Here is a 22,400-nt window from a genome sequence, read left to right on the forward strand (position 1 = left end):
AAGATTAGAATAAAAATTATGAAAAGAGTATTTCTAGGTATAATTTTAGCAGGCACTGTAAGCGCTGCGTTTGCTCAGAAAAGCGAGGTTAACGAGGCTAAAAAAAAGTGGGGCATTTTTCAACTGACTTCACAAGGTGCTTCTACGCCATTAGCAAAAAAATTAGAAACTATTAAAAGTGGTTTAGCTAATACGGATAAGGCAATTGCTGATGAGAAATCTAAAGTAATGCCAGAAGCATGGTCATATCGTGCTTTGTTTGCTTCATCAGCGGCAATTTTAGATACTGTGGATGCTGCAAACGCAGATGCAAACATCAAAATTGCTCAGGAAGCGATCACTGAAGGCAAAAAAATTGATGCGAAAGGATCAGAAAAAGACAATTTTGCTTTAGCTGAAACGAATATTGCTAACGCTGTGAGAAATGCGGGTGTGATGGCTTACAACAAAAAAGATTACAAGACAGCATATACCAAATTTGTTCAGGCAACAGTAATTAATCCTCAGGATACTTCGATGTATTTAAATGCTGGTATTGCAGCAAGAAATACCGAAGACTGGCCAGCTACTGTTCAGCAGTTCAAAAAGGTTATTTCTTTAAACTCGCCACAATCATCAGAATTATACAACGAATTGGTTGACATTACGTTACGTAAGCAAAAAGATACCACTGCTGCTTTAGGAATCATCAAAGAAGCGGTAGCAAAATATCCTGATAATGTAGAGTTAATTAAAACAGAAACCCAAATTTATATCGACAGGGGAGATGCTGCTAAGTCGGAGCAAATGTTAAATGCATTGGCAACAAAAGAGCCTACTAATCCAAATTATCAGGTTTTATTAGGAAATATTTATTTCTCTCAAGCTTTAAAATTGCAGAATGAAAGAAATAAAATCGATGCTAAAAAAGTTAAAGAATTTAATGACGTAACCGCCAAAATGAATGGCTTATTAGATAAATCTTTACCTTTTTACAAAAAGGCTTTAGAAATTGATCCTAAAAATGCTGGTGCGCTAGAAACTTTAAAAACAATTTATGGTTTCAGAAATGACACTAAAAATTATGAAGACATCAAAAAACGTTTAGATGCACTTCCTAAGCAATAATATATTGCAAGTTGAAAAAAGAGTCCCGAATTAATTCGGGACTCTTTTTTTTTGTTTATTTTTACGGCATTACCAAAACATTTTACGAATTAAACGTACGATTATCCTATGCATAACGGTTCAAAGTTGATATTAGCCCTCTCATTTTTTGTTTCATTTAATGCTGTTGCTCAAAAAAGCCAGATACTAATTGCCAGAAATGCGGTAGGTAAACTTCAAGCCTCAATTGCCAATAAAGAGGATGAAAAAAAGCAACTTTCAATTATTACTGAAGGTCTTAAAGCTATAGAATCAGCAGAGAAGGATAACAAAACAAAAAACTGGGCAGAAACCTGGTCGATTAAATCATATTTAACATCGTTCGCATCACTGATCGATACTGATAAAGCCAACTCTGATAAGTTTTATGAGGCCGCGAATGCAGCAATTAAGCAGGCGAGGGGTTTAGATAAGTATGAAGACAACTCTGGCTTAATTAAGGCTTCTAACCATAATATTTTAATCAAAAAACAGGAGAAAGCTAACTCAGCATTTTTTAATAACGATTTTACAGAAGCTTACACCGACCTGAAAGAAGTGAGTGACAGTTTTCCTGCAGATACTACATTAGCTTTGAATACGGCAATTTGTGCTTTAAACATCCAGAATTATGATGAAGCAATAAATTACTTTAAAAGGGCGAAAGATAATGGTATTCAGAATGCGGCAATGTTTCAAAAACTCGCACAGTTATATGTAGCAAAATACGATAACGAAACGGCGATCAAAACTTTGGAAGATGGATTGGTAAAAAACCCATTTCAAAGGAACCTAACTAACGATTACATCAATCTGCTTTTGGATACCGAGAATTATACCAGGGCCGCTGCATTAATTGAGGGAAATTTAAAAGTTGAAAAAGGTAATAAATTATTATACTTTTTGTACGGTTATCTACAGCAAGTAAATGGAAATAATGCGACAGCAATTCTAGCTTATGATAAAGCGCTTGATAGTGACCAAAATTATTTTGATGCACTTTATCAGTTAAGTCTGGCTTATATCAACAGCGCAAATGAAACGCTCTCGAAAAACGAAGCAGACAAAGCGAGCAAATATAATAATCTAATTAACCGGGCGCAGTTTGCTTTACAAAGAGCAAATGAAATCAATCCTAACGATAAAAAAACAGTTCAGTTACTCGTTGACATTTATACCAGAAAAAATGCAACAGACAAAGTTCAGGAACTGAATCGCAAACTACAGGAACTATAGAATAGCAAAATTACAAGAATAGGATAGTTATCAGAAACATAAACTTAACATAATATTAATTATAAGACTTTAAATTCTATATTTTAAGAAGATGGTTATCAGATTAAAATTGGACGCTGTACCAAAAAACTGAAAATTTAGATGAGCCAATTCGATAACCATCATAAATGCGTAAATAAATCGTTAAACCCAGTTAATTCCTTTTTTCAGAAATTGCTGTGTTTTGTATTCATCGGTATGATTAGCTGGCTGAACATTATAACCCCAGTTGGCTTGTGGCGGCAAACTCATTAATATGGATTCAATCCGGCCATTGGTTTCCAGACCAAACTTGGTTCCGGAATCATAAACTAAATTGAATTCTACGTAGCGGCTGCGACGCTGATATTGCCATTCTTTTTGAACTTCGGTGAATTCCTTATCGCGGTTGCGGTCAATCAACTCTGTGTAAATTGGCAGAAATGTTTCACCAACATTAATCGAAAAATCCAAAATTTCTTCCCAGGATAAATTGGTATTTTCTGGTTTCAAGCGATCGTAAAAAATTCCACCAATACCACGGGTTTCTTCGCGGTGCTTGATAAAAAAATAATCGTCAGCATGATTTTTAAATTTCGGATAAAAATCGGCACTAAAATCATCGCATGCCTGCTTCAATTTATGATGGAAAAAACGGGCATCATTCTCAAACACATAATGCGGTGTTAAATCAATGCCACCACCAAACCAACGCGTTTCTTCATTTAACTCAAAGTAACGAATGTTCATGTGGATAATTGGAACCAGCGGATGATTGGGATGAATAACGATAGATACTCCAGTAGCGAAAAAATCATCTTCAGTTACATTGAAAGCTTTTTTTACCGGTTCCGGAAGTTTTCCATATACGGCAGAGAAATTTACACCGCCTTTTTCAATAATCGAGCCGTTCTGCATGATTCGGGTGCGACCGCCTCCCCCACCATTTCTTTCCCAAAGCTCCTCCTGAAATTTTCCCTTTCCGTCAGCAATTTCTAATCCCCTGCAAATTTCATCCTGTATTTGCTTATAACGTTCTGAAACTTCTTCTTTAAACATGGTGGTGTGATTAAGTACGCACAAATTTAAAGCTATTAAAGGAGCTAAATTGATAAATGTTTAGATAGTACATTGGATTGACATACTAATTTTATATCAGGAACTTTGTGTTCAAAATTGCTGATTATTCTTCCAGATAATCAAGATCTTTGCTAAAGCTTTCCTTTAACTGACTTAATCCAAACATGGCGATGATGGTTAAAATACCCATAACTAAATAGCCTGCCGAAATTAAACCATATTTTTTTGCCAGAAATTCAAACAAAAAAGTAATCGGAATAAGTGCACCGCGTACAAAATTAGGAGCTGTTGTAGTCACCGTAGCACGAATATTAGTTCCGAACTGCTCTGATGCTATGGTTACGAAAGTAGCCCAATATCCTACGGAAAAGCCCATAAATAAACAAATCCAGATAAAGGAATCACTTGTTAATCCATAACTGGTTAAATAAACTACCACGCTGATTGCCGAAAGCAAATGGAAAAAGAATACGGTTTTCTTACGGGATTTCAACACTTGAGAAAGCAGGCCCGTAACCACATCGCCAACTGCAATACCAAAATAAGTGAACATAATTCCTGTTCCGGCTTTTAAAGGCTCAGTGGCGCCCAATGCCTTCCCAAATTCTGGAGCGAGTGTAACTAGAATTCCAACTACAAACCACAATGGGATACCAATTAAAATACAATAGAGATATTTTAGAAAACGCTTCTTATAGTTAAAAAGCATAAAAATGTTTCCTTTTGAAACGTCAGCACCGGCGGCATGTTTAAACATTCCTGATTCAAAAGTACCAACCCGAAGGAGTAATAAAACCAGTCCCATTCCGCCACCTACGAAATATGAGGTTTGCCAGGTATATTTTGAAGCTACCGTTGCGGCTACGGCTGCCCCTAGCAATCCAATTGCGCCAACAATCATGGTGCCGTAACCACGCTTTTCTTTATCCATGGTTTCAGCTACCAGCGTAATCCCCGCTCCAAGCTCTCCGGCCAAACCAATACCAGCAATAAACCTGATAATAGCATAACTATTTACCGATGTAACGAAACCATTCGCGATATTAGCTAAAGAATATAACAAAATGGAGCCGAAAAGCACTTTGATTCGGCCAAGCTTATCGCCCAATACTCCCCAAAGAATTCCCCCGAGCAGCAATCCAAACATTTGAGAATTGATGATCAAGAAACCATCAGATTGCATATTTTCAGGTGAAACACCAATTTCAGTTAAACTCTGAACACGAACTACCGAGAATAAAACAAGATCATATATATCAACAAAATAACCTAGAGCGGCTACGATGACTAAAAATATAACATTACGATTGTTTGCTTTAGATTTTGGATCCATTTCGATATTTGGTTTATTTGCTGAAAGTACAAATTAGCACAAATAAATAAAACAGATTATAAAAATAAATGCCACTCTTGATTTAGAGTGGCATTTATATTACTGCATCGGAGGTGTTTTTGTTGTATCCGGTGGTGTAGTTTTAGATGTATCTGGCGGTGTGGTTCTTGTCGTATCCATTGGCGCCGTAGTTGCTGTAGAATCCATCGAAGTACTGTCTGATGAACCAGCCATATTCTTAGATGAATTGCATGCTGATGTGGCAATCATCAATGTGCCAGCAAAAGCAAGACTTAAAATTATTTTTTTCATAGTTTTTTATTGTTATCTATACACTTAACAACCTTGTAATCATTTAGTTTTAATTTTGTTATCAACTATAGGCGTTTTTAGATATGTAGCTGATTCATAGCTGCATTTTCAATAACGAATGATTACTAGAATCTCAGCCAGCTTGAAAGGTTGATCCTACTGGAAATAAGTTGCAAGTTTATTAAATAATCATGTTTAGTACTGGCTGCAACCTAATTAAGTTAATTTTGCTTTCCCAAAAGAGTCATGCATCATCCTTATTTACTGAAATATTACTCAACATCAGGTGTAAAAACTTTAAAAGGTGCTAAATCTTTCTGATATTAGGCAATATGATTATTTCTCAAAACACCTTGAAATGGGTAATGCGCTTTTATCCACCTTTATTTTTCCAGCGCATTTGGGTGAAGAAATTTGAAGATGATTTTAGAAGTTGCACTGTTAAGCTTAGTAAAAGCTTCCTGAATAAAAATTATAATGGTTCTATTTTCGGGGGTACCATTTATGCAGCCACCGACCCATTTTATGCGCTGCTATTTGATCAGCTCATGCAAAGAAGGGGGTTTAAAGTTCGGGTGTGGTTAAAAAGTGCATCTATTCAATATTTAAAACCTGGAAGATCTAATTTATATTTCACCATTCGTGTAACCGATGAGATGATAGCTGAAGCCGAAGATGCTTTAAAAACCGTTGGTAAATTTGTGAAAGCTTTTCCTATGGAAATTACTGATAAAAACGGAGTACTTTGTGCTACCGTAATGAACGAAGTTTATATCCGAAACCTGCATCAAGGCGAAATGCCAACTGTTGCTTATTGATCTATTATGCCAAGTATTAAAAATTTAATTCTACAGGGCGAAGGTGTGATGCTCGATTTCAAAAAAACGATTACCAACACTGAAAAAATTGCTAAAAGTTTAGTTGCTTTTGCCAATAATAAAGGTGGGAAATTACTTATTGGCGTAGCGGATGATGGCTCCATCAAAGGGGTAAAATCGGAAGAAGAAGAAAAATACATGATTCTAACGGCTGCGCATCAGTTTTGCAAGCCTGCCATTGAACCTTATTTCGAAGAAATTTATGTTGATGAAAAATTGGTGTTGGTCGCCAACATTCCGGAGAGCGATACTAAGCCGCATTATGCACTGGATGAACATAAGAAATGGTGGGCATATATCCGCATTGACGATAAGAGTGTACTGGCGAGCAAAATCATTGTTGAAGTACTTAAAAATGATCATAAAGATGCAGGCATTTTGATTTCCTATTCTGATAATGAAAAAAAGCTTTTGGAATATCTAGATCGCAATCAGCGAATTACATTGAAGGAATTGAGCAAGTTATTACGCTGCTCGTATCGGAAAGCACAGAAAATCCTGGTGAATCTCATTCTCACCAACGTAATTAAAGCCTATACTTCAGAAAAGGAAGAATATTTTGTAGCTGTATAATGACGCAATCTTTTTCCCGTTGAAGGGAGGAGAAACGCATCAATATAATTGGCAATTATTTCGCATAATTAATCAAAGCTATCTTTTTTCATGTTAAAAAAGCTGACCTTTGCAGACTTATGTTTTCTAAAATTTACACCAAATACAAACCCTACTACAAGGAAAATCTTCACCTGGCATTGCCAATAGTTGGATCGCAAGTTGGGCACACTTTGGTACACATGGCCGATAGTGTAATTGTGGGCCACTTCACTGACACTACACAGCTTGCTGCTGTATCGCTTGTTAACAGCATCTTTATTTTGATCATGGTGATCGGTTTAGGTATTTCATACGGATTAACGCCTTTAATTGCGCAAGAACATGGCCGCCAAAATGATCAGGAATGCGGAAAACTTCTATCGAGCAGTTTAATAATTAACATTTTAGTTGGTGTATTTCTTTACATATTGGTGCATTTTGGAATGTTGCTGGTAATCGATCATTTAAATCAAACACCAGCAGTTGTATCTTATGCTAAGCCGTATCTCGGATTGCTATCCATATCCATCATTCCTTTACTGGTATTCCAAACCTTTAAACAGTTTGCCGAAGGTTTAGGCTTTACCAAGCAGGCAATGTATGTTTCAATTTGGGGTAATGTTTTAAATATCACTTTAGGGATTATTTTTGTAAAAGGATTGTTTGGCATCAAGCCGATGGGCGTAAGTGGAGTTGGCTTAAGTACGCTGATAGACAGATCATTGATGGCTGTTGTAATGGCGATTTATGTACTGCGGTCGAAACATTTTAAAAAGTACCTCATTGGCTTTAAGGCTACGTTTATTGATAAGGTTTATGCCACAAAAATTATTAAAATTGGTGCACCGGTTGCGATGCAGTATTCCTTTGAAATCAGTGCTTTTAGCGGTGCAGCTATTCTAATTGGAACTATTGGTGCTGTAGAACAGGCAGCACATCAAATTTCAATTAGTTTAGCATCGATGACGTATATGATTGCCAGCGGTATTGCTTCTGCAGCAACAATAAAAACGGGAAATAATTTTGGTAAAAAAAGTTTTGATGATCTCCGCAAATCTGCCATTGCAAGTTATCATGTCATTTTACTTTTTATGAGTTGTACCGCGATCATCTTTATCGTAGCGCATACTATTATGCCGTTCATCTATACTGATGACGCCAAAGTTGTAGCCATTGCCGGACAGTTGCTGATCATTGCAGGCTTTTTCCAACTATTCGATGGAACACAGGTGGTAGGTTTAGGGGTATTGCGTGGCATCGGCGATGTGAATATGCCGACATTTATCACATTTTTAGCGTATTGGGTGGTAGGTATTCCGGTAGGTTACCTACTAGGATTTACATTCGGGTTAGGAGTATACGGGATTTGGTATGGCCTCACCTTTGGTTTGCTAACTGCCTCTATCCTATTGTTTTTGAGGTTTCAAAACAAAACAAGAAACCTCAATCAATAACTGGCGCTTTTATTTAAATGTATTTACAGATGAACTTTCATCTCCCATCGCTCGTTCATGAAGATTTGAAAAGTCATTAAGTTGTTTTATTTCCCACCAACATTCACCACCACCCCGATGGTGAAAATTGAATTCCCGGCAGACATATAGTCTCTGTTCTTCAGGCCAATATTACTGCTTGTTGTATACTGTAATTGAATGGTTTTACTTAATCCCATTCTGGTAAAAAAGATTGGCTCAAAGAAAATATTATCCTCTTTAGGCTGAAAAACACCATTTAAAAAGAAGCGATCCATCTTTACATGACTAATTCTCAATGCCGTACCATAATTGATTGGAAAATCTTTGCCGAACAACTTTAAATTGTTTTTCTTTTTAGAACTATAATTTACCTGAAGGAAAGATTTTCTATAATCCACTTCCTGAAGTTCGCTACTTACTAAAACATCATTTTTAAAATCTCTGAATGTGATGTCACTCCAACCCTTTCCAACGCCGGCATAAATTTCTATAATGCGGTTATTATCCGGCCCGAAAGTATCAAAATAACCACCACCTATTTCAACCAATTTGTGCCCGAAATCTTTCGATCGGCGTTCACTGTTCATCGTAGATCCGCTGAACAGAACACCTATATGGTTTGAAACGGCATAGGCACCGTTAATACTGGCATTACCTTTTAGGGAAATATGGCCGCCACCGCTAAATTCACCCTGCTTACTTAGCATTGGCGTATTTGGTACATTAGGCATGTAAACGGAAGAACAACTGCTGGCAAAAAGCGCTAAAATTGGGAAAGCTAAACGTAAGTATTTATTCATAGATGTTTTATAAACAGTTTTTCGTTATAAAAATTGTGTTAAAGCTTCATTTTCATGAAATCCATTACTCTTTTAAACTCATCATGTAAATCTGCTTTTAAGTGGATTTCTTTTTGGGTTTTTGGGTGAATAAACTTCAATTCTGATGCATGGAGCAACATCGTTGTCATATTCCATTGTTCGAGGAAAAATTTATTTTGCTTATTGCAGCCATGAGTTCTATCGCCAATAATTGGATGAAGAATATGACTGAAATGTCTTCTCAACTGATGCATACGGCCGGTTTTTGGAGTTGCCTCAACCAATGAATACCTGGAAGTTGCATGTTTACCGAATGCTACATCTACTTCTGCTTTTTGCAGAGTTATAAATGAAGTAAAAGCGTCCTGCATGGTTCCATTCTCTTTAGCCAAAGGATAATCAATATCCATTTTATCGGGCGTAAAGCCACGTAAAATCGCTAAATATTTTTTTTCAGTGGCTGCGTTCATAAATTGCTGGTGCATGGCGATCTCCGATTCCTTATCAAATGCAAATAGTAAGATTCCACTGGTTTTTCTATCTAACCGATGTACCGGACTTACATGTTTACCAACCTGATCGCGTAGCATTTGTAAAGCAAATTCTGTGGCATCTCTTGCAATAGAAGATTGATGTACCAATAAACCGTGTGGTTTGTTAATGGCAATCAAATGTTCATCCTCATAAATAATCTCCAACATGCGGCGAAGATAAGGATATTGAATCAAGTAAATAAATCAAAAGCTAAACGATAAGTATTACAATGCGCATCAACAATATCTTTGATATCTGCGGAATAGCCTCCACCCATGCTTACCTGCAGCGGAACACCTTTGCTTTTACATGCCTGAAGGACCATGCGATCTCTTTCTTTACAGGCAGCCTTAGTTAAAGATAATTTACCTAATTTATCGGTTGATAGCACATCGACGCCGGCAAGATAAAATACAAACTCCGGATTTGATTTTTCGAAGGCTTGTTTTAGATTGACTTCAAGCAATAATAAATATTCATCATCTCCGATATGATCTTCCAGCGCTACGTCGAGATCGGAAATTTCCTTTCTGAACGGGAAATTTTTATCGCCATGCATGGAAAAAGTAAATACCCTCGGTTCGTTACGGAAAATTTCGGCTGTGCCATTTCCCTGGTGTACATCTAAATCAACAATTAATATCCGGTCAACTAAATTTTTATTTATCAAATAGTTAGCCGCAATTGCCTGATCGTTAAGTAAGCAAAAGCCCTCTCCCCAATTGCTTCCAGAATGATGGGTTCCACCTGCAGCATTAAAAGCTATTCCGTTTTTAATAGCGAAGCCCGTTCCGTCAATCGTTCCTTGCGTTATTCGTAATTCACGCTCAACCAGTTGCGCATTAAGTGGAAAACCGATTCTCCTTTGTTCTTTAGGTGGAAGTGTAAGTTCCCTCAACTGCCTCCAGTAATTCGCATCATGAGTTAGCAGGATAATATCCTCATCAACCAAGTTCGGACTAAACAAATTATCTTGGTAAATAGTACCTTCATGAAGAAGCTGTCCTGGAATGAGCTCATATTTTAACATCGGAAACCGATGCCCCTCAGGCAAAGGATGTGCGTATAAGGGATGCCAGGCGATTTTGATCATCAGTTCAAAATCTCTTCAATGTGTTTCTCGATATTATTCGAAATCTGATCTACTGGCAAATCATTCGGATCATATCCAAATGGATCTTCGATCTCTTCGGCAATTAGCTCCAAACTTGCCAACACATAAAGTATAAAAGGAACAATCAGAGCCAGGTAATAACCTAAGCTAAATACCCATCCGATAGGAATTGTTAGCACATAAATGAAAATAAACTTCTTAATGAAAACGCTGTAAGAAAATGGGATCGGCGTATTTTTTATCCTTTCACAACCTCCGCAAATATCCGTGAACTGATTCACATCATTTGTTAATACAATGAGCTGCTCCTGGGAGATATATCCTTTTCGGGTTAGCTCATATAAACGGGAAATCATGCTGCTGGCGATTTGATTTGGAATATGCTTGCTTTCCTCAACTTCTATCAAGAAACTATTCTTTCCGAAATATTTTTTTTCGCGAAGATGCTCTTTGAGTGCGAAAGCATATTTTGGAATGCCATATTCGAAAAATCTTACTTCCTCATCTGGTAAATTAAGTGCCTTGATTTTCATGGCGAAGTTGCGGCTTACATTTGTTAGTGCACCCAGCAACCTTCTTCCTTCCCACCATCGGTCGTAAGAGGTGTTGGTTCGAAAAACGAGCAACATAGAAATCACAAAGCCCAATAGGCTGTGCATCATCCCGATATTGCTCACATAATCACTTTTCGATAACTTAAATACGTTTAGTTCAAGAAATGCCACAAAAGCGGAAAATATTGATATACTGATCATCAATGGCCACAACTTTCTGAAAGTATCGCCTTTATGAATGTGGAAGATAAATGTAAACCAATCTTTCGGGTTGTAATGAATCATGTTATGCTGTGGTTAATATCTTTCTAGTTACCTCCGATAATGCCTTGCCTGTTTGGTAAATATCCTCAAATGAATTATAAAGTGGAACCGGACTTAAACGAATTACGTTTGGCTCACGCCAGTCGCCAAGAATTCCATGTGCTAATAATCCATCAAAAATTTCCTTGCCATTTCGAGCTGCAATAATGGATAATTGAGCGCCTCTTTCTGCTGAATTCTGAGGTGTAATAATCTTATATTGCTCTTTTTCCAATTCTATATCTAATTCATTCACAACAAATTCTAAATAATTGGTTAAACTGATACTTTTATTTCTCAAGGTATTCAGAAAGCCAGCTTCCTTAAAAATCTGTAATGAAGCATGATATAAAGCCATTGGCATTACCTGCGTACAACTTACCTGCCAACCATCGGCTCCGGCTTCGGGAACAAAACCTTTTTCCATTTTGAAGCGCTTATTTTCCTGATAACCCCACCATCCAGCAAAGCGATTGAGTGCTTTGTTTTCAAAATGCTTTTCATGAACGAAAATCCCACTGATCCCACCTGGACCAGCATTTTGATATTTGTAAGAACACCAGCAGGCAAAATCTACATTCCAATCGTGAAGTTTAACCGGAACATTACCTGCAGCATGAGCTAAATCCCAACCTACCATTGCACCAATGCTATGCCCGGCTTTCGTAATGTTTTCCATATCATACCATTGACCAGTGTAGTAGTTTATTCCACCAAAAAGTACCAGTGCAATTTCATCTCCATGTTCCTTGATTTTAGCAACGATATCTTCCGTTCTAAGTATCTCCTCGCCTTCTCTTGGGAAAACCTCGATAATTGCATCACTCGGATCAAACCCATGAAACCTTACCTGACTTTCTATTGCATACTGATCAGAAGGAAATGCGCCACCTTCCATGATGATTTTAAATCGCTTACCTTGTGGCTGATAAAAGCTAATCATCAACAAATGCAGGTTTACAGTTAGTGTATTCATCGGGCAGACTTCACTCGGGAACGCACCCACAATAGGCGCCATTAACTTTTTTAGCTCTTTATGATAGTACATCCAGGGTTCCTCGCCATCAAACCAACCTTCTACAGCAAGGTTAGCCCAATTATCCAATTGACTATTAAGAACCTCTTTAGCCACTTTAGGTTGCAAACCTAATGAGTTACCACACAAGTATATAAAAGATTTATCCTGATATTTAGGAAACAGAAATTGATCCCTAAAATGTTTAAGTTCATCTCTTTCATCCTGTTCTTTTGCGAAGGCTAACGTATTTTCCAATTTCATTGCCTCAATATTACAAAAAAAGCAGGTATTGTTTCCAAACCTGCTTTCAAAAGATCAATGTGAATTTAAAATTTCATCGTGTCATGTTTGCCTAAATCCGGAGTATCTCCGGTGACTACGGCTTTCAACATACTAAAAAGTACAACAATTCTTGACGAAGAGGCATCCCAGTATTCAGCCTCATCAGGCGTTACCTTTATTAAAATCAATCTTGGATCCTCTACACCATCCGGAAACCATGCTTTCACAAACGGTGAAAAATAGGCTTCTTTCCTAACCTGATCATCTACCAATTCGGCTTTCCCTTTTACTGTTAAATAAGTGTTTTTTGAAGGATCACTGTATGCCAATAACACATTGTTCTCTTTCGAGATTTCTTTCGATTTAAGAGAATATTCATTGGTATAAAACCAGATGCTTCCATCATCTTCTATTTTGGCGGTACCCATTGGTCGGCTACCTAATTCATCACCAGTAGAAAATGTGGTAAACATACAAGTGCGTACACTCTCTGCCATTTCTTTCAATATTTCTATATTTTTCTCGTTTTTCATGATTGTAGATATTTGAAAGAAAAACAGCAACACGGATGAAAAGTTTGAATTAAACTAAACCTTGTTAGGTTTGCTCACATATTTATTGCCTTTAATATAAAAACGCCACGGCAGTGCAGCATGTTCCTGGGCATATGCAATTCCAACTCTGGGAACAGCCATGATCTCATTATCATCCATACTGATTTGATGATCTTCAATCCAAATTTCGTTTCCGGTTAGGTCTTTAGCATTAAAAGACCTATCGATGCCTAAAGCTTTTGCAGCAGAGCCTGGGCCAGATGAGATGGCAGGCTTTGCAAACACCATTTTCCTGCGTTCTTCCATAAGTTCCTTACCTATTAAAGGTTCTATCGCTCTGATTAGTATGGCATGAGGATCATTTATTTTTGAACTTACCACGTTAAACAAATTATGCATGCCATAACATAAGTAAACGTAAGCAACACCACCTTCACTAAACATAGTTTCGGTCCGGTTAGTTCTTCTCCCGCCATAAGCATGAGAAGCTTTATCACTTATTCCGAAATAAGCTTCAGTTTCAACAATAATTCCTGCCGAGACTTCACCTTTAACGTTTGTAAAAAGAACTTTTCCAAGCAAATCTTTGGCAAGATGTAGCACATCTTCATTTAAATAATATCCCCGAGATAATTTCAATTCAGCTATACTATTAATTTAATAAAACTGAAATAACCTGCTCTAAATAAACACGATCTGTTTCATCAAAATGATCTAAAAATTCGCTATCCACATCTAAAACGCCAATTACTTCTCCATTTTTTACAAGTGGCAATACGATCTCGGATTTAGATGCTGAAGCACAGGCGATGTGTCCTGGGAATTCATCAACATTTGGAACGATTAATGTTTTATTTTGTGCCCATGATGATCCGCAAACACCTTTGCCCTTTATAATTCTGGTACAAGCAACAGGTCCTTGAAATGGCCCTAATACCAATTCTTCACCTTTTACCAGATAAAAACCAACCCAAAACCAATTAAATTGTTCTCTTAGCGCTGCGGCAACATTGGCCATATTTGCTACGAAGTCGGTCTCACCACTCAACAGGGCGCTGATTTGCGGAATTAGTGATTCATATTGCTCAGCCTTGGCGGCCGTTCTATTTATTGTTAAGTCTTCTGCCATTAACCAAAGTTAATCAGGATTTTTCTGATTTTTGGGTTAAGCATTGATAATGACAAAAAATTGAATGATCAGCTATATTAATTTCCTTAGTTTTGGATTTAATAACCACCAAAGATGATCGTCGCATTAACCATTACGAAGTTTAGTAGAATTGCTATCCCCTTTGCCTTTATCGGAATGGCAGTATTACGTGTTCCATTGTGGTTAAACCAGAAATGTAAATTTTGGAAATTAATGGGGAGCGGCAAAGATGCTCAGGTAGATCTGGCACCTGATTTTAAACACTGGGCAATTTTAACAACCTGGAATAATCAGTCAGATTGTGACCACTTCTACAACAACTCCTTTGTGTTGAAATGGTTTAGGTTTTTCGGCTACGAGGAGTTTACAATCTTATTAAATCCTTTATCTTCTCATGGCTTATGGTCTGGAAAACAACCTTTTGAATACACTAGAAGCACCAATGCGACGAAAGGTAAAATCGCAGTAATTACCAGGGCAGCAATCAGATTTAAAAAGGTAAAGGAATTTAGAAGCAACATTAAACGAGCTGCGAATGAGATGAGGCGAGCAGACGGCTTCATACTTTCAGCAGGAATTGGAGAAAATCCATTTTTAGATCAGGCTACGTTTTCCATATGGGAGGATGCTCAAAGTATGAAAAACTATGCCTACAAATCACACGACCACGCTGATGTGATTAGACTCACCAAAGAACGAAAATGGTACTCAGAAGAGCTTTTTGCCCGATTTGAAATTATCAAAAGCTGGGGAACATTAAACGGAAAAGAAGTCCCAAACAATAAGATAAATGATTACTAAATAAAATCAATAAAACTATATGAGAGTTATTGCAGAGCTTCCACACCCGGAATGTAAGATTAGCATCTTTTCAATGAATCAAAAATACATCGTGAAATTTGAACAGGGTACTTTTGAGCAGAGTTATAAACTTGCTGAATTAGACTTGAGCGGAGGTGGCGTTAATGATGTTTTTGAAATCCTGGATGAGACATTTATTGCTTCGGTTATTGAGCGATTTAAATCAATGCGAACAGATTTCACAGCTGCGTACAGAAGGCATCAGTTTTAGTTAATAAAATCAAATAAAACATTGATTATTAATTACATATATTAATTGCCAGAATTTTGTTTGGCTAATTCGAGTATTATAATTCAAAAATCAATCTTAAATATAATGTATATGTTTTAGTCAGACAAAATAAGTAACTGACAAAAAGACCATTATAATCAAAAACAAAATTTTGTTTTGCAGGTGATTATTGCCAAATTAATGATAGCAATTTCTTTTTTTGAAAAAGCATGTTATCTGATTAACCATATTCAAACGCAGCTAATTCAGTTCCTCATAACATGCCTCAAAGTGCGATCATCATGCCTTAGGTATGCGAGAGGACGTGGCTTAATTCCCACTCATCACTTAAGAAATAAAAGTATCATGTACTACCACCCTATACCAATTATTAGAAAATTTTTCTACGGCATCGAGATGAATTTTGTCTTCCTGGTAGGCATTGTGATCTTCAATATTATCAAAAGTGATCGAAAGCGAATAGGTAAATGAGTTATCTGTTACTGCCCGGGCCGGGGTATTTGCTGCTAAACCATAATGTAGGCTCTTGATCAGTTTTATTGGTCTGAGGCTTTCGAAAAAGTTGGCGAAGTTTTGAATTTCAACCTGGGTTAATTGAGGTTTTAACCAAAACAATACGAAGTGTTGAATCTTCCCTTTATTTGAATTTGTAGTAATCATGCTGTCGAATTGAGTTTAGGCATAAAAAAAGCGGCCATTGAATAGCCGCTTTTAAAATAAATATAATTTTGATGATTATTGTACTCTACCAGATTTTTTATCTTCTCCTCTACCAATCAGGTAACCACCTCCTGCTCCAACTAAACCGCCGATAATAGCGCCTCTACCTTTTTTCTTGTCGATTAACGCACCACCAACTGCTCCAGCTGCACCACCGATTACTGCACCTTTTGCACCATCACTCCAGCCTTTTTTCTTAGCGGTTGGTTGTGTACCACCATATGAACTTGAACTACTACCTCCAGAACTTGCGTATGATCGTGATGATTTAGATGATGCCGCTCCAGCTTGCCTAGCTGCAACTAACTCTCTTTGGTGTTGCGCTTCTTTTTCTGCTTCAATTTTAGCTGTTTCAGCTCTTTTGAAACTATCTAATCTTAAACTATCTTTAACGGCTTTAATGGCAAGTTGCTTTTCAGCCTCTTGTTGTTTTAATGCTGCTTCTTCTTTTGCTTTGTTATTACAAGCGAACATTACTGAACTCAATGCGATTACTACAAATATCTTTTTCATAACTTTTTGTTTTATATGAATCTTGCTTTGCTACCTAACCTCACAAAACAGGTTTCATTAGGATGTGTATTTTAGTTAATTATATGTAGTAAAGAAAAAATGATGCCAAAATGTTTTGATAGTTCGATTAATTTATTAAATCGATATACCAGAAGCCTATTAAAGAAATTTCAGTATTATCATTCCCGCTGCTTTCATCAACATCTCTAGGTTGATTATAAGTCCGGAAAACTTTCTCTCCTAATTCGAATGGAATGTTTTCTTTAAAAATCGGTCCTTCGAAAGCAAAAGTATGAAACTCACCATTTTCTCCACAGGGATCAATATCAGGTGGCAAACTTGCAATTAAGTCACTTGTAATTATTTGTCCACAAAAAACTTCTAAGTTTTGCTGCGTACAAACAATGATGGTTTTATAGTTCAGATTTAAAAACTCGCTGATGAGTTGCATAGTATCTAATTTCCAGAGTGGAAAAATAGCTTTCAATCCGACTTCCGCTAATTTTCTCTCTCTATATGTGCGAAGATCTTCTAAAAAAATATCACCAAATATGGAATGAGTAATCCCCTCTTTTTTAAATCTAGACAAATGCTGTTCCATCACTTCGTCATACGAATTCATATCTGGCATTTCGCCCAAACGAATTTGATATAAGGGTATGCCGATGCTTTTGGCCTGAGCAATCAATAAAGATTCTCTTACACCATGCATTGATATGCGATTATATTTTTCAGTAACAGTGGTGATTAAGTATTTTATTTCAATCGTAGGATCCTGAAGTGCGTAGTGAAGTGCCAAAGTGCTGTCTTTGCCACCACTCCAGTTAAAAATACAAAGTTTTTTAGTTGGCATTTAGCAGCATATGTTTTAATTCAGCTACACCTTGAACAGCATTTTTTTCTATGGCAATTACATTCTGATATCTTTTCACATCAGGCGTTCTGGGATCAATAATGTATTTTGTAACGCCTTTTGGAATAAAATCGATTAAACCTGCGGCAGGATAAACGGCTAAAGAGGTGCCAATAAGCACGAAAACATCTGCCTGCTGGCAAATATCAGCTGCGACCTCAATCATAGGCACAGCCTCTCCAAACCACACAACATGTGGACGCAGTTGCGATCCTAACTCACATAATTCGCCCATATTAATGTCAGAGCCCTCAATTGAGTAAGTTAAATTAGACTTTCGATCGGATTGCGATTTGGTAATAATGCCGTGTAGATGAGTAACTTTTGTTGAGCCGGCACGCTCATGTAAATCATCAATATTTTGGGTAATAATTTCGATATCAAAATTTGCCTCCAGTTCAGCTAAAATTTGGTGTGCCTGATTAGGTTGAGCAGCAAGCACCTGCCTTCTTCTTTCATTGTAAAATTCCTGAACCAATCCAGGATTACGCTCCCATGCCTCAGGAGTTGCTACATCATGAATATGATAACCTTCCCATAATCCATCAGAATCTCTGAACGTTTTTAGTCCACTCTCAGCGCTTATGCCTGCCCCCGTTAAAACAACTATTTTCATTAGGATTAAATATTTAAAAGGATGATTGCAGTATATTGGATTCTGATAACCTGCTGAATTTGCCTTTTGTGGTGTCATCAGCTTTAAAAATTTCTGGATGAAACATACAAGCCAGCGCCTGAATTCCCTGCACTAAAGTGCCGATGCTTGGCTGTGTGAACATATCAAAATCGGCTAGGTATATCTGATTATTCTTTACGGCATCGAGTTCGCTCCAATTACTTTTAGCAAACAGTAAAGTGATTTCCTGCAGCGTTCTCTCTTTATCAAAACCACATGGTGCAATAACTAATACTTCAGGATTATACTTAACAACTTTTTCCCATGACGTAACAATTGAATCTCCGGCAGGATTTGATAACATATCTACCCCACCAGCAGCTGCAATTTGAAAAGGAATCCAATGTCCGCAGTTATAGATAGGCTCTATCCATTCCATTAACATTACGCGTTTCAGCGGAGCCTTATTTGCCCTCAGTTGATCTAAAATATTATCTGTTTCTTTTTGAAGCTTTGCCAGGTATTTTAGTGCAACCTCTTCCTTCCCTAGTGCTTTTGCAATGGTGATGGCACATTCAAAAACATCCTTAAGATTGTTTGGTGACAATGGAACGAGTTTGGGTATTTTAGATAACTTCATCACGGCAGTTTCCGTACAAACGGTATCGATATTGCAAACCTCACATACATCCTGCGTAAAAACGATATCCGGAGCTATGCTTTCCAAAAGTTCATCATCAACCCAATATAAGCTTTTACCCTGCGCTTTCGATGCAGAAAAGATCCGATCAATTTCAATGCTCGAATAGTTTTTACCTTCAAGAATACAGCGTACCACTTTAGGTTGCGCTGCAGCTTCTTTAGGACATTCGAACGTAACGCCGTACAAATATTCCTGCAAGCCCATGTCGTAAATCATTTTGGTAGCGGCAGGTAAAAAAGAAACAACTTTCATTAGAAATATTTTAAGGATGACAAATATTTGGGTTTAATGGCCTGTAAAAATATAAAGTTAAAAAAAATCCTCTTTTGAATAATCAAAAGAGGATTAATGAATATCTAAGTTAATCTAAACGCTTTGCGTTTGAAGCTTTAATACCGGATACTTCGCTTTCAATAATTCAAACGCTCCGAAAAGTAGGGTGCCATAAATCAACGTGCCTTCTAAAAATCTGATTTCAAATGGAATTGCTCTTTCAAGGCATAACCAAAAGCCGGCTAAATCTTGCGTGTATGAAGGGTTTTGAAACCATACCCCAAAATCAGTAACAATCCAGTGAATGAAAACAATTTTTAAGGTTGATGAGAGTAAGCTTACTACATTAATCTTTTTCAGCAAAACTTTTCCAACTAAAACCATCAAAGCAAAAGCCAGATAAGTCCAATACCAACCTTCGTATAAAAAACCATTACTGTATTTACTGAAAATTGTATTGGCCAAAATGAAGTCGCTTAAAAATAAACTGATTAACGGAAAAGCAAACGCTTTCAAATGATCTTTAAAATATGCGCCACCAAAAAGTGCAACTGCTCCTATCGAAGAAAAATTAGCGAATTGAAGCTCATCTGAGTTGAAGGTTACCAATAAACGAAATAAGGTAATCACCAGAATCATCAATAACAAAATAAGATTACGCGGATTAAATTTTAAATTAGACATATTATGGTATATAGTAGTTGGTATCTGTAATAAATAAGATTTTTGAATTCAAAAATTCAAACTCATCCTTAACGCAAAGTTAAATTTTATTGGCGGATATTAAAACTACTAATCTATATTAAATTAACCTCAATTAGTCATACTGAACTTTGACAAATCATTTTGATGCCTGGGCAATAAAGAATCTTCAATAGGTGTAAAATAAATGATGAGTAACGGCACATTTACATTAATAGTTTACCTTTATATTTCAATAAGAAAACATGAGAACCCCTTTTTTGATCATTTTATTACTCAATAGCATATTTACGATGGCTCAGAAAACGGATACAACTTTTCTTAAAAAGTTAATGGAATCCCGACCAGAATTGTTCAGTTCAGTGCTGAACCATCCAGACAAAAATCAGGTGCAAATTTTATATACACAAATTACAAGAGATACCAAAAATAAACCAAGTTTTAAAAGCTATAGCTTTAATTTAAATCCGCACCATTATTTCTATCCAGCCAGCACAGTCAAACTTGCTGCCGTTATTTTTGCTCTGGAGAAGGTTAACCGATTGAAAAGCACAGGACTAACGGTTAATAGCAAAATGATTACCGATAGTGCCTTTCGAGGACAGACAAAAGTTACCAGAGATACCACTGCCAAAAATGGCTATCCAACTATAGAGCACTATATTAAAAAAATTTTACTCACCAGCGATAACGATGCCTTTAACCGATTGTTTGAATTTATCGGTCGTGCTGAAATTAACCAAAAACTGAAAAAATATGGTTTCAACAACAGTCGAATTTTAAACAGACTTGCTATCGGTGATGCTGGGGAAAGCTCGAAGCACACGAATCCGATTCAATTTTATCATCAAGATCAATTGGTTTATGATCAAAAAGCCCAGTTTGATCCGCTGGAATACAAATTGAATTTAACGAATTTAACCATGGGTAAAGGATACCTGGACAGCGCTGATCGTTTGGTAAATAAACCTTTCAGTTTAGCAAATAAAAATGCCTTTGCTATTAATGATCAACATCATCTAATGCAGAAGCTGATGTTTCCTGAAGCTTTCCCGGCAAAGGAAAGATTTAATCTCACATCAGCAGATTATCATTTGATTTACACGTACATGAGTAAATACCCAACAGAGAGTGATTATCCAAAATATAATGCGGACGAATTTTGGCCCACCTATGCAAAAATGCTGTATTATGGTAGGGAGAAAAGTATAGCGCCAGATCCCAACATTAGAATTTTCAACAAATACGGAGACAGCTATGGTTATATTATCGACAACGCTTATTTAGTGGATTTCAAAACGGGCATCGAATATTTGCTTACTGCTGTAATTCAGAGCAACGAAGACGGAATTTTTAATGACAACAAATATGAATATGACACCGTGTGCTTTCCTTTTATGAAAAACCTCGGAAGAACAATTTATGAGTTTGAAAAGAATCGCAAGAAACCCAAGCCAGATTTAAGCAAATTTAAGCTGAATTATTAAAAGTATTTTAGAAAAAATTGAACAATAGAACCAAACAGTTACTGCGTTATTCGTTCAATAACGCAGTTTTAGTTTCCAGTAACTTCCCTTGCTCTGTTTCATCTAAAACAGGGAATTTAATATTTAAACTTTTTAATTTGTCGGCAATAATTTCACTAATGGCTAATCTGGCAAACCATTTTTTATCTGCCGGAATAATGTGCCACGGCGATTCTTTAGTGCTGGTTTCGTTGATGGCATCTTCGTAAGCTTTCATATATTCATCCCATAAAGCCCTTTCTTTGATATCACCTGAAGAAAATTTCCAGTTTTTAGTGGGATCTTCTATCCTATCTAAAAACCTTTGTTTCTGTTCGTCTTTGCCAACATTCAAAAAGAATTTAAGTACAACTGTTCCATTTGCGGCCAAATGCTCTTCAAAGTTCCTGATGCTCTGGTAGCGCTGTTTCCAGAAGTTTTTATTTACTTTTTTTACCTCATCAAAACCTGGAATACTTTCACTTAAAATATACTCGGGGTGCACTTTACAAACCAAAACGTTCTCATAATGCGAGCGATTGTGAATGCCAATACGTCCACGTTCGGGCAGAGCTTTAATGTGTCGCCATAAAAAATCGTGTTTGTATTCTTCTGATGTTGGAACCTTAAAACTGAATACCTGGCATCCTTGCGGATTTAAACCACTCATTACATGTTCAATGGCACTATCTTTACCAGCGGCATCCATGGCCTGAAAGATGATTAAAAGCGAATGTGTTGCTGAAGCATATAGTTTCTCTTGTAAATGGCTAACTTCAATTTTTGATTTAATCAAGGCATCTTTAGCTTTTTCTTTATTGTAATCTCCCGTAAAATCAGTTTTAGCACTTTTGATCGAAAATTTTTTATCGCCCTGTACAATTAGCGCCTTAAATTCGTTTTTCATCTTTTATAGTAATTTAGATTATTTCAGCATCAAGGTTTTAAATATAGTACTAAAAAATTAGTAAATTAAAAACG

Annotated in this window: 26 protein-coding genes; 8 read left to right on the forward strand and 18 right to left on the reverse strand. The window is 36.7% G+C overall.

Annotated elements, in window-relative coordinates:
• The first annotated feature begins 18 nt into the window (after positions 1-18).
• Both EA772_RS17985 and EA772_RS17990 read left to right on the forward strand, forming a co-directional pair.
• Entirely contained in the window at positions 19-1,107 is a 1,089-nt protein-coding gene (locus EA772_RS17985; protein ID WP_124914390.1) for a lipopolysaccharide assembly protein LapB, read from the forward strand.
• 108 nt (positions 1,108-1,215) lie between these two features.
• A complete protein-coding gene (locus tag EA772_RS17990) occupies positions 1,216-2,361 on the forward strand; it encodes a lipopolysaccharide assembly protein LapB (protein ID WP_124914391.1) in 1,146 nt (381 codons plus the stop codon).
• Positions 2,362-2,544: 183 nt separating this feature from the next.
• Here the strand turns inward: EA772_RS17990 and hemF are convergent, their stop codons facing one another.
• The 3 genes from hemF to EA772_RS18005 form a co-directional block, all read right to left on the reverse strand.
• Complete coding sequence (gene hemF, locus EA772_RS17995) at positions 2,545-3,438, reverse strand: oxygen-dependent coproporphyrinogen oxidase (protein ID WP_124914392.1); 894 nt, start codon at positions 3,436-3,438, stop codon at positions 2,545-2,547.
• Positions 3,439-3,562: 124 nt separating this feature from the next.
• Entirely contained in the window at positions 3,563-4,792 is a 1,230-nt protein-coding gene (locus tag EA772_RS18000) for an MFS transporter (RefSeq protein WP_124914393.1), read from the reverse strand.
• Positions 4,793-4,891: 99 nt separating this feature from the next.
• Positions 4,892-5,104 (reverse strand): hypothetical protein, encoded by a 213-nt coding sequence (locus EA772_RS18005; protein WP_029204312.1) that lies wholly within the window; start codon positions 5,102-5,104, stop codon positions 4,892-4,894.
• 332 nt (positions 5,105-5,436) lie between these two features.
• Between EA772_RS18005 and EA772_RS18010 the strand changes: the two genes are divergently transcribed.
• From EA772_RS18010 to EA772_RS18020, 3 genes are all read left to right on the forward strand, one after another.
• A complete protein-coding gene (locus EA772_RS18010) occupies positions 5,437-5,922 on the forward strand; it encodes a DUF4442 domain-containing protein (RefSeq protein ID WP_010601419.1) in 486 nt (161 codons plus the stop codon).
• A 6-nt stretch (positions 5,923-5,928) separates the two neighbouring features.
• On the forward strand, positions 5,929-6,555 hold the full coding sequence (locus EA772_RS18015) for an RNA-binding domain-containing protein (RefSeq protein ID WP_010601420.1): 627 nt from the start codon (positions 5,929-5,931) through the stop codon (positions 6,553-6,555).
• Positions 6,556-6,674: 119 nt separating this feature from the next.
• The gene (locus EA772_RS18020; RefSeq protein ID WP_124914394.1) at positions 6,675-8,030 is read left to right on the forward strand and encodes an MATE family efflux transporter; all 1,356 of its coding nucleotides are present in this window, start codon (positions 6,675-6,677) and stop codon (positions 8,028-8,030) included.
• Positions 8,031-8,116: 86 nt separating this feature from the next.
• On the opposite strand, the gene EA772_RS18025 is transcribed toward EA772_RS18020, so the two are convergent.
• The 8 genes from EA772_RS18025 to EA772_RS18060 all read right to left on the reverse strand — a co-directional run bounded on the left by EA772_RS18025 (position 8,117) and on the right by EA772_RS18060 (position 14,360).
• On the reverse strand, positions 8,117-8,851 hold the full coding sequence (locus tag EA772_RS18025) for a hypothetical protein (protein WP_124914395.1): 735 nt from the start codon (positions 8,849-8,851) through the stop codon (positions 8,117-8,119).
• Positions 8,852-8,889: 38 nt separating this feature from the next.
• The gene (locus EA772_RS18030; protein WP_124914396.1) at positions 8,890-9,573 is read right to left on the reverse strand and encodes a pseudouridine synthase; all 684 of its coding nucleotides are present in this window, start codon (positions 9,571-9,573) and stop codon (positions 8,890-8,892) included.
• A 23-nt stretch (positions 9,574-9,596) separates the two neighbouring features.
• Complete coding sequence (locus EA772_RS18035) at positions 9,597-10,499, reverse strand: histone deacetylase (protein ID WP_124914397.1); 903 nt, start codon at positions 10,497-10,499, stop codon at positions 9,597-9,599.
• Entirely contained in the window at positions 10,499-11,359 is an 861-nt protein-coding gene (locus tag EA772_RS18040; RefSeq protein WP_124914398.1) for a bestrophin family protein, read from the reverse strand. The genes EA772_RS18035 and EA772_RS18040 overlap by 1 nt, the downstream gene beginning before the upstream one ends.
• 1 nt (position 11,360) lies before the next feature.
• Positions 11,361-12,656 carry a kynureninase gene (gene kynU / locus EA772_RS18045; protein ID WP_124914399.1) on the reverse strand — a complete coding sequence of 432 codons (1,296 nt, stop codon included), beginning with the start codon at positions 12,654-12,656 and terminating at the stop codon, positions 11,361-11,363.
• A gap of 65 nt (positions 12,657-12,721) precedes the next feature.
• Entirely contained in the window at positions 12,722-13,210 is a 489-nt protein-coding gene (locus EA772_RS18050) for a pyridoxamine 5'-phosphate oxidase family protein (RefSeq protein WP_124914400.1), read from the reverse strand.
• Positions 13,211-13,264: 54 nt separating this feature from the next.
• Complete coding sequence (locus EA772_RS18055; RefSeq protein WP_124914401.1) at positions 13,265-13,870, reverse strand: DNA-3-methyladenine glycosylase; 606 nt, start codon at positions 13,868-13,870, stop codon at positions 13,265-13,267.
• A 13-nt stretch (positions 13,871-13,883) separates the two neighbouring features.
• Positions 13,884-14,360: a GAF domain-containing protein gene (locus EA772_RS18060; protein WP_124914402.1), complete on the reverse strand. Its 477-nt coding sequence runs from the start codon at positions 14,358-14,360 to the stop codon at positions 13,884-13,886.
• A gap of 114 nt (positions 14,361-14,474) precedes the next feature.
• On the opposite strand from EA772_RS18060, the gene EA772_RS18065 reads away from it, so the two are divergent.
• Complete coding sequence (locus tag EA772_RS18065) at positions 14,475-15,182, forward strand: DUF3291 domain-containing protein (protein ID WP_124914403.1); 708 nt, start codon at positions 14,475-14,477, stop codon at positions 15,180-15,182.
• Between the two features lie 19 nt (positions 15,183-15,201).
• A complete protein-coding gene (locus EA772_RS18070; protein WP_124914404.1) occupies positions 15,202-15,453 on the forward strand; it encodes a hypothetical protein in 252 nt (83 codons plus the stop codon).
• Positions 15,454-15,801: 348 nt separating this feature from the next.
• On the opposite strand, the gene EA772_RS18075 is transcribed toward EA772_RS18070, so the two are convergent.
• From EA772_RS18075 to EA772_RS18100, 6 genes are all read right to left on the reverse strand, one after another.
• Positions 15,802-16,134, reverse strand: a complete 333-nt coding sequence (locus EA772_RS18075; protein WP_124914405.1) for a Dabb family protein — start codon at positions 16,132-16,134, stop codon at positions 15,802-15,804.
• Between the two features lie 75 nt (positions 16,135-16,209).
• Positions 16,210-16,707 (reverse strand): YMGG-like glycine zipper-containing protein, encoded by a 498-nt coding sequence (locus EA772_RS18080; RefSeq protein ID WP_116168161.1) that lies wholly within the window; start codon positions 16,705-16,707, stop codon positions 16,210-16,212.
• A gap of 127 nt (positions 16,708-16,834) precedes the next feature.
• Complete coding sequence (locus EA772_RS18085; RefSeq protein ID WP_124914406.1) at positions 16,835-17,560, reverse strand: diphthine--ammonia ligase; 726 nt, start codon at positions 17,558-17,560, stop codon at positions 16,835-16,837.
• On the reverse strand, positions 17,550-18,236 hold the full coding sequence (locus tag EA772_RS18090; RefSeq protein ID WP_010601436.1) for a Sir2 family NAD-dependent protein deacetylase: 687 nt from the start codon (positions 18,234-18,236) through the stop codon (positions 17,550-17,552). The genes EA772_RS18085 and EA772_RS18090 overlap by 11 nt, the downstream gene beginning before the upstream one ends.
• 13 nt (positions 18,237-18,249) lie before the next feature.
• Positions 18,250-19,191 carry an ABC transporter substrate-binding protein gene (locus EA772_RS18095; protein WP_124914407.1) on the reverse strand — a complete coding sequence of 314 codons (942 nt, stop codon included), beginning with the start codon at positions 19,189-19,191 and terminating at the stop codon, positions 18,250-18,252.
• Between the two features lie 114 nt (positions 19,192-19,305).
• Positions 19,306-19,896: a DUF6580 family putative transport protein gene (locus tag EA772_RS18100; protein ID WP_124914408.1), complete on the reverse strand. Its 591-nt coding sequence runs from the start codon at positions 19,894-19,896 to the stop codon at positions 19,306-19,308.
• 263 nt (positions 19,897-20,159) lie between these two features.
• On the opposite strand from EA772_RS18100, the gene EA772_RS18105 reads away from it, so the two are divergent.
• Positions 20,160-21,401 carry a serine hydrolase gene (locus EA772_RS18105; protein WP_168187598.1) on the forward strand — a complete coding sequence of 414 codons (1,242 nt, stop codon included), beginning with the start codon at positions 20,160-20,162 and terminating at the stop codon, positions 21,399-21,401.
• Positions 21,402-21,447: 46 nt separating this feature from the next.
• Here the strand turns inward: EA772_RS18105 and EA772_RS18110 are convergent, their stop codons facing one another.
• Positions 21,448-22,326, reverse strand: a complete 879-nt coding sequence (locus EA772_RS18110; RefSeq protein ID WP_116168156.1) for a polyphosphate kinase 2 family protein — start codon at positions 22,324-22,326, stop codon at positions 21,448-21,450.
• Positions 22,327-22,400: the final 74 nt, after the last annotated feature.

Origin of the sequence: Pedobacter sp. G11 (assembly GCF_003860265.1) — a bacterium.
Classification (GTDB): domain Bacteria; phylum Bacteroidota; class Bacteroidia; order Sphingobacteriales; family Sphingobacteriaceae; genus Pedobacter; species Pedobacter agri.